General features: G+C 34.1%; 6 protein-coding genes. All 6 read right to left on the reverse strand.

Annotated features, from left to right (window positions below; genetic code table 11):
- Positions 1–8 precede the first annotated feature (8 nt).
- The 6 genes from Q385_RS0108440 to acs all read right to left on the reverse strand — a co-directional run bounded on the left by Q385_RS0108440 (position 9) and on the right by acs (position 7,928).
- The gene (locus Q385_RS0108440) at positions 9–623 is read right to left on the reverse strand and encodes a 3'-5' exonuclease (protein WP_028951244.1); all 615 of its coding nucleotides are present in this window, start codon (positions 621–623) and stop codon (positions 9–11) included.
- Complete coding sequence (locus Q385_RS0108445) at positions 620–2,428, reverse strand: putative nucleotidyltransferase substrate binding domain-containing protein (protein WP_028951245.1); 1,809 nt, start codon at positions 2,426–2,428, stop codon at positions 620–622. The genes Q385_RS0108440 and Q385_RS0108445 overlap by 4 nt, the downstream gene beginning before the upstream one ends.
- A gap of 51 nt (positions 2,429–2,479) precedes the next feature.
- Positions 2,480–4,213 (reverse strand): cation acetate symporter, encoded by a 1,734-nt coding sequence (locus Q385_RS0108450; protein WP_028951246.1) that lies wholly within the window; start codon positions 4,211–4,213, stop codon positions 2,480–2,482.
- A 1-nt stretch (position 4,214) separates the two neighbouring features.
- Positions 4,215–4,529: a DUF485 domain-containing protein gene (locus Q385_RS0108455; protein ID WP_028951247.1), complete on the reverse strand. Its 315-nt coding sequence runs from the start codon at positions 4,527–4,529 to the stop codon at positions 4,215–4,217.
- A 15-nt stretch (positions 4,530–4,544) separates the two neighbouring features.
- Positions 4,545–5,903 carry an OprD family outer membrane porin gene (locus Q385_RS0108460; RefSeq protein ID WP_028951248.1) on the reverse strand — a complete coding sequence of 453 codons (1,359 nt, stop codon included), beginning with the start codon at positions 5,901–5,903 and terminating at the stop codon, positions 4,545–4,547.
- Between the two features lie 132 nt (positions 5,904–6,035).
- Positions 6,036–7,928 (reverse strand): acetate--CoA ligase, encoded by a 1,893-nt coding sequence (acs, locus tag Q385_RS0108465; protein ID WP_028951249.1) that lies wholly within the window; start codon positions 7,926–7,928, stop codon positions 6,036–6,038.
- Between the last annotated feature and the right edge of the window lie 49 nt (positions 7,929–7,977).

A 7,977-nucleotide genomic window follows, 5' to 3' on the forward strand; every position in this document is an offset into this window, starting at 1 on the left:
TAAATCTGCTAATTTTTTGAATTTAATTTTAGGAAAATTAGTCCAGTCATTATTGCATCGTTTAAAGCGTCGTGTTTTCCAAAAGATGGAATGTTTAGGTCTTTTAGTATTGAATCAAACCTTAAATCTACAAATCCTTGTGGTATTGTACCTATTTTGTAATCGTAATACATTCCAGATACTTCTATTTTTTCGTTTGGAAGTGGTATTCCTATAATCTTTTTTGTGTATTTGTTTATCATTGCTACATCAAAATCTATGTAATAACCAACAAGAGGTCTACTTCCTATAAACTTTAAAAACTCTTTTATGGCTTTTTTTAATGGGATACCGTTTTCAAGGTCTTTTTTTCTAAGCCCGTGTATTTTTATTGTTTCTTCGTTAATATCTTTTTCAGGTTTTACTACTGTGTAAAATCTATCTTTTAGAAGGATTCTATTTTGTTTAATCTTTACAGCTCCAATAGACAGGATATCATCTGTTTTTGGGTTTAAGCCTGTTGTTTCTGTATCAAAAACTACGTATTCATCTTCTGGTGGGTTATCAAAAAGAAATAAGAACTCTTTGTCTTTAAGCTTTTTCTTTAAAAGTTCTTTTTTTAAGCGTTTTAATAAATCTATCATCTTAAATAGTTTAGTTTGTAATGGTTTGTTATAAAATCTTTAAATTTATTTACAATTTTAAACGACTCTTTTAGTAAATCTTTCTCATAGTTTGTTAGAGAGTTTACATTTATATAATCGTCAGGTTGTTTTTTCATCTCTATCTTTTTAAGTCTTTCTCTAAGTCTTAAAGTTAGCATAAATTCTAACGACTCTATTAATTCTTTACCAAAATCTTTGTTTATTACATTTAAGTTAACGAGTTCTTTTATACGATTGAAGGTGTTTGTTTCAGTTATTCTATTCTCAACCGATAAAGACCTAATACCGTGGATTATCGGGAATATACCACCTTTTTTTATGTCTAACTCTCCTTTGTGTTCTCCTTTTTCTGTTTCAAATCCACCAAAAAAGTTTAAAGGTGTTTTAAAACTTATAGTTGGTAGTGCAAACCAAGATAGAAATGTTTTATTGTCTGATATTTTTTCAAAAAGATAATCTCTAAGTTTTTCTGCCAGCTCTGTTTTTCCATCAATAGGTCTTAAATCTACAAGTATTGCAAGGTTCAGCATATTTTCTGGGTTTATGTTGTTTGTATACTCAAAAATAGATTCTTTAAACTCTTTTAAAGGTTTTCTCCAGTATGGGTTTGTAAGCATTACGTTTCCTTTACACTCTGGATAACCTAACGTTTTAAGAGCTTCAATAAAGTTTATTGAAAAGCTTTCTAAAACTTCTTTATCAATCTCAAAACCATCGGATAAGATTAAGCCGTTGTCTTGGTCTGTTTTAAGTATCTGTTCTTGTCTGCCTTCACTTCCCATAACTATGAGGCAGGTATTTTCTTTTATTTTTTCATCTGCAAGGAGATTGAATATTTTTTTGAATATCTTTTCGTTTATCTCTGATACAAACTTCATTATATGACGGGTTCTTATTCCTTCTTTGTGCAGGAGTTTTACTGTGTTTATCATTGAGTCTGATATAATTTTTAATTCATCTATTGTTTTTGCTCTTTCTACTTGTAGAGCTAAAAATTGAGGTTGATTTGAGTACTGGGTAAGTATATCTACTTCGTTGAGTACTCCAATTATTTGGTTATTTTCATCTTTAATTACAACTCTTTTTATGTTGTGTTTTATCATCGTTATTATTGCATCAAATAAGAAAGTGTCTGGATTTACGCTTATAATGTTTTTGTTCGCTATATCGCCTATGGAATCTTCTACGCTTTTCTTAGAAAGAATAACTTTTTTTCTTAAGTCTGAGTCTGTAACGATGCCATAAGAATCTGGGTATTTAACTATTATACTTAATGCCTTTTCTTCGGTCATCTTCTTTACAGCTTCGTATATAGATAAATTTTTTTCGACTATCAAAGGTTTTTGATACTTTATATCTTTAACTTTTGAGAATAGATAAGGATTTTCTGAAGCTATAGAAGAGAGTTTTTCTTTTGTAGACTTCTTAAAATAACTTGCAAAATCATAATTTTCAGAGATTAGTTTTAGTAATATGTTTGATGGAAATCTGTAAAAGATACATTCTTCCACAGTAAAGAACTGATTTTCATTTTGACCTAATATTGATAGGTAATCAAAACTGTCTTTTTCTCCAAAGTAGCTCACTTCATTTCCTGCTAAATCCTTTTCAACTACTGCTCCTTTTAGAATGATACAGTAAAACTTTGAAAGATTTGGCACAGTTTGATTTGGTTTTAGATATACCATTTCTGTGTTGTCTATAATCTCGTTTAGTTGAGAATCAGTCAGTAGCTCAAAAGGATAGCAGGTTTTTAAATACAGTTTTATGTCCGCTATACTCATCGTTTTTCTCCTTAATATCTAAAAAAGGGGCTTAAAAGCCCCATCTCTATATTAATGTTTAACAGCTCCTTCTGCACCTATTCCAGTTTGAGATCTAAAGTATTGAGCTTCAAAGCCTTCTTTGTCTTCTTTAGCCCTTTCAGAGTTGTCAAGTTTAGAGATTAGTATTGTTAAAACAAATGTAGTAAGCATTGAGAATAATGCAGGGTTTTTAAGTTTTATTATTGGCTCTGGATTTTTAAGTACATCAACCCATACAGTAGGGGATATAACGATTAATACTAAAGCAACAACTAATCCAGCTAAACCGCCCCAGAATGCACCCTTTGTAGTAAGGTTTTTCCAGTAGATAGATAAAAGAAGAATTGGGAAGTTTACAGATGCAGCAATAGCAAACGCTAGTCCAACCATAAACGCTACGTTTTGTTTTTCAAAGATTATACCTAAGATTATTGCCAGTATACCGATTACAAAAGTTGCTATTTTTGAAACTTTCATTTCTTTCTGTTCGTCTTTTTCTTTTGCTATAACATTTGCATACAGGTCGTGGGATAAAGTAGAAGCTCCAGCCAACGTTAATCCAGAAACAACCGCTAATATTGTAGCAAATGCAACTGCTGATATAAATCCCATAAACGCTGATCCACCTACAGCTTCTGCAAGATGGATAGCTGTCATGTTATCTCCACCAATTAATGCTTTTTTATCTCCTATCAGGTTTTTAGTTTCGTCAGTAGCACTAACTATTTTTGTTATTCCATCAACAACAATCTGTTTTACGTTTTGGAAGTATTCAGGATGGTTTACAAATAAAGCAATAGCTCCAAAACCTATTATGAAAGTAAGTATATAGAAGTAGCCGATAAATCCTGTTGCAAAGAATACTGATTTTCTTGCTTCTTTTGCGTTAGGCACTGTAAAGAATCTCATTAAGATGTGAGGTAATCCTGCCGTTCCGAACATTAAAGCAAGTCCTAAAGATATAGCATTTAACGGGTCTGATACAAGTCCACCTGGAGCCATAATAGCTTCAGCTTTTGCGTGAACTTTTGTAGCTGTTGAGAATAATGATTCAAAACTAAATCCAAAGTTTAGAAGAACCATAAATGCCATAAAAGATGCACCACCTAAAAGTAAAACAGCTTTTACAATCTGTATCCAAGTAGTCGCAAGCATTCCACCAAACGCAACGTAGGTTATCATTAATACACCTACTACTATAATAGCTGTGGAATAAGGTAATCCAAATAAAAGCTGTATTAACTTACCTGCACCAACCATCTGAGCAATAAGATAGAACGTAACAACTGATAGAGAACCTATAGCTGCAAGGATTCTTATTCTTTTTTGTTCAAGTCTGAAAGAAGTAACATCAGCAAATGTGTACTTTCCTAAGTTTCTAAGTGGCTCAGAAAGTAAGAACATAACTATAGGCCAGCCTACTAAGAAACCAATTGAGTATAAAAGTCCGTCATATCCTGACGTGTAAACAAGTCCTGCAATACCTAAGAAAGAAGCTGCAGACATATAGTCTCCAGCTATAGCAAGACCGTTTTGAAATCCAGTGATACCGCCGCCTGCTGTGTAGAAATCTTTTGCAGTTCTTGTCCTTTTAGCTGCCCAGTATGTAATACCTAAAGTAGCTAAAACAAACAGTATAAACATTGAAATAGCAGTCATATTAACAGCCTGTTTTTGAACGTTTCCTTCAACACTACCAGCTGCAAAGGCTAATGAAACTAAAGCAAAACTTAAAAACCAGAAAAACAATCCCCTTTTTGTCATGTTATACCTCCTTTAGATACTTTTTCTTTATTTTTTCTGAGAATTCGTCGTAATCTTTGTTTGCGATGTAGACGTATACTCCTGTTAAGATGAAAGATAAAACTATAACGCCAATACCAATAGGTATACCGATTGTTGTTACACCTTCTCCGATTTTTTGAGCTAAAAATTCCTTGTTAAATGCAACTAGTAGAATGAAACCAAAGTAAATTATCAACTCTAACGCCGTGAGAATAATCATTACCCTGTTTCTTTCAGATACTAACTTTTGAAAGTCAGGGTCGTTTTTGATTTTTTCAATAAGACTTCTGTCCATAACGCTTACCTCCTGTTAAAAGTCGTAGTTTGCTATTAGTCTATATTCTGTAAAGTTTTGTCCTGGAACAAAGTTCCAAGTGTATATTCCCCTTGCTTTTAGCTCTAAATTCTTGATTAATCTACACTTCCAAGTTAAGTCCCAATCAGTCTCGCTTGCGTCGTGAGTTGTTGAAGCATATTTTGCATTATTTCCAACATTAAAATAAGAGTATGCTAAATGTAAGTTTAATCCTTTTATTATGTCAAAGCTTGTTCCAACCTTCCAAGCTGTTGTGTCTGCTACGTATCCAAGCCTTGTAACTGTTCCTTGTACAAATCCAGGTGTTCCACCCCAAGGAGTAATAAGTCCACCATTTAATAGTTTGTTTGTATTACTACCAGTTATTGAGTACGCACCGTAAAGGTTAAAGTTTTGGACTACTGGAGTTAGAATATTTAAGTTAATTTTTGCTCCAAAAAGGTTTGCTCCAACTTCTTTACCAAAAACCTTTTTAACGTTATCTCCTATGTTTGTTTCATTTATATACTGTGCTGATACTGTAGTTTTTACATCAGCCATTTTCACAGTGTAATCACCTTGTAGGTATACAATGTTTAACATATCCCAAGCGTAGTAATCCCAAGCTTGAAGTTTTAAGTTGGGTATTCCTTCGTAAATCGCAGCTAAAACTGTTACTCCCGCGTTAGACTTTCCTATAGCCTGCTTACCCATATTCATAAAGTTTCCTGTATCGTATTTAGCTAATCCTTGATTTAGACTTGAGTATCCTCCGCAACCATAACCTGATTGTAATCCAAGATAACTACACGCTGAATATGCGTTTGCAAATGTTCCATAAGCCATGTTCCAGAAGTGAGCTCCTATTAAGGTTGTTTTAGGTAAGTCCTTGTTTGTAATTACAACACCTTCAAAAAGGTTTGGAAGCATTCTTGCATCGTCCATACCAGCCATAGGAGTGTTTATTTCCTGTCTTCCGATTTTTAAGTTTGTGTTTTTATAAGTGTAGTTAAGATAAAGTTGACCTATGTAAGTAACACCTTTTCTATCTTTACCGAATAAAGATGGGTCCATATGTGAGTTTGGAGTCCCGTCATCATTAGTTCTATTTGGGTTTATTGCATTAGTCGTGTAAGTCATAATACCAAATTTCAAACCGTTGACAGCTGCAGTTTCAAATCCAAACTTACCACCAATTGCAAAAGCTGAACGGTCATTTTTTGAGAACGCAGTGTTGTAATCCCTATCAATGTAAAAAGCCCTAAACTGACCCATAACCTTGCTTTCTTTGAAAGCTGACTCAAGGTCGTTTGCTGCAAATACCTGAGTTGAACCTACTGCCAAAAGTGCTGACAGTGCCAAAACTTTTTTCATCGTTTAACCTCCTATAAAATTAGATTTATTAAAACATTGTTATATTCAAATGTTTATAACATCGTTATATTTGCTTATTTTTAGCCAATAAAAAAACCTCTCCAAAAACGGAGAGGTTGGATTTAAAAAAACTTATTCTTCTAAAGTAGAAGTGTCTCCTATTTCAAGACCCAACTCTCTTGCTTTTAAAAGCCTTCTCATTATCTTTCCACTTCTTGTTTTTGGTAGTTTATCTACAAACTCAATCTCATCTGGAACGGCTATTGGTCCAAGAACATCTCTTACTGTGTCCTTTATTCTCTCTTTTAACTCCTCTGAAGGCTCATAACCTTCTTTTAGGATTACAAACGCCTTTATAGATTCTCCTTTTATCTCGTTTGGTTTTCCTATTACAGCTGCCTCTGCTACTGCATGATTTTCAACTATTGCTGACTCTACTTCTGCAGTTCCTATTCTATGTCCTGCAACGCTTAAAACGTCGTCAGCTCTACCTACAACCATTATGTAGCCTTCCTCGTCTATAGCTGCAAGGTCTCCAGCTGAGTAGTATCCTGGTATTTCGTTCCAATATTTTTCGTATCTTTCAGGCTCTCCCCAGCAAGTTCTAAGCATAGAAGGCCAAGGATTCTTTATAACAAGGTGTCCTACTTGATTTGGTGGCATAGGATTTCCTTGTTTATCAACAACTGCAACCTCTATACCAAACATTGGTTTTCCTGCTTTTCCAGGTTTTGCTGGGTAAGATGGAACTGTTGTAATCATGTGAGCTCCTGTCTCTGTTTGCCACCAAGTGTCAACAATAACTGCTTTTCCTCTTCCTATGTTTTTGTAATACCAAAGCCAAGCTTCAGGGTTTATTGGCTCTCCTACAGACCCTAAAACTTTCAGTGAAGATATGTCATACTTAGCAGGTATTTCTTCTCCAAATCTCATAAGCATTCTTATAGCTGTAGGAGCTGTATAAAATACGTTAACGCCGTACTTCTCAACATACTCCCACCATATTCCTGGATGAGGATATACAGGCACTCCTTCCATCATTATAGAAGTTACACCGTTTGCCAGTGGTCCATACACTATGTAGCTGTGTCCTGTAATCCAACCTACGTCTGCAGTACACCAGTAAATATCATTTTCTTTTAGGTCAAAAACGTATTTAGAAGTCATATAAGTGTTTACCATATACCCACCAGTCGTGTGTAAAACACCTTTTGGTTTTCCTGTTGTTCCAGAAGTGTAAAGGATAAATAGAGGGTCTTCTGCGTCTTGGATTTCAGGAGGACATTCTTTAGAAGAATTTTTAATTAATTTGTAGAAATCAACTACATTGTGTTCTTCATACTCATCAGAAAGTTCGTTGTCTCTGTCCCAAAGTATTATTTTTTCAACAAAATCTAAATCTTTTATAGCTTCTTTTACAGTTGGGAATAAAGGTATCTTTTTACCTCTTCTTTTTGTGTAAGTTGCGGTTATAACCGCTTTTGCTTTTGCATCGTCTACTCTTATCTTTAATGCCCCTTCACTAAATCCAGCAAAAACTACGCTGTGAATAGCTCCTATTCTTGCGCAGGCAAGCATTGCAATGGCAGCTTCTACAGTGTTTGGCATGTATATGGAAACTCTATCACCCTTTTTAATACCTAAAGACTTTAAACCGTTTGCCAGCCTGCTAACTAAATATAAGAGCTCACCATAAGTAACTTTTTTCTCATTTCCTTCTTCATCAACAGATATGAAAGCTACTTTGTTTCTTTTTCCATTTTTTACGTGTCTATCAATACAGTTATAAGTAATGTTAGTCTTTCCGTTTACAAACCATTTTGCATAAGGGTAGTCCCACTCTAAAACCTTATCCCACTTTTGAAACCATTCTAACTCCTCTGCGATTTTACTGTAAAAACCTTCTCTATCCTCAATAGATTGTTTGTAGAGATATTCGTAATCCTTAACCCAAGCCTGCTGAACTATATCCTCTGGTGGATAGTACTTTTCATCAACCTTCAAAAGTAAATCAGACTTTTCCATGTTTGACCTCCTTTATAACATAGTTTTATTATGAAAAATAAAACAGTAT

Source organism: Sulfurihydrogenibium subterraneum DSM 15120, assembly GCF_000619805.1.
Lineage (GTDB): Bacteria > Aquificota > Aquificia > Aquificales > Hydrogenothermaceae > Sulfurihydrogenibium > Sulfurihydrogenibium subterraneum.

What these genes read in the sequence shown, in the direction of transcription:
- Q385_RS0108440 (WP_028951244.1), bottom strand. Translation starts at nt 623, where the DNA reads ATGATAGATTTATTAAAACGCTTAAAAAAAGAACTTTTAAAGAAAAAG.
- Q385_RS0108445 (WP_028951245.1), bottom strand. Translation starts at nt 2,428, where the DNA reads ATGAGTATAGCGGACATAAAACTGTATTTAAAAACCTGCTATCCTTTT.
- Q385_RS0108450 (WP_028951246.1), bottom strand. Translation starts at nt 4,213, where the DNA reads ATGACAAAAAGGGGATTGTTTTTCTGGTTTTTAAGTTTTGCTTTAGTT.
- Q385_RS0108455 (WP_028951247.1), bottom strand. Translation starts at nt 4,529, where the DNA reads ATGGACAGAAGTCTTATTGAAAAAATCAAAAACGACCCTGACTTTCAA.
- Q385_RS0108460 (WP_028951248.1), bottom strand. Translation starts at nt 5,903, where the DNA reads ATGAAAAAAGTTTTGGCACTGTCAGCACTTTTGGCAGTAGGTTCAACT.
- acs (WP_028951249.1), bottom strand. Translation starts at nt 7,928, where the DNA reads ATGGAAAAGTCTGATTTACTTTTGAAGGTTGATGAAAAGTACTATCCA.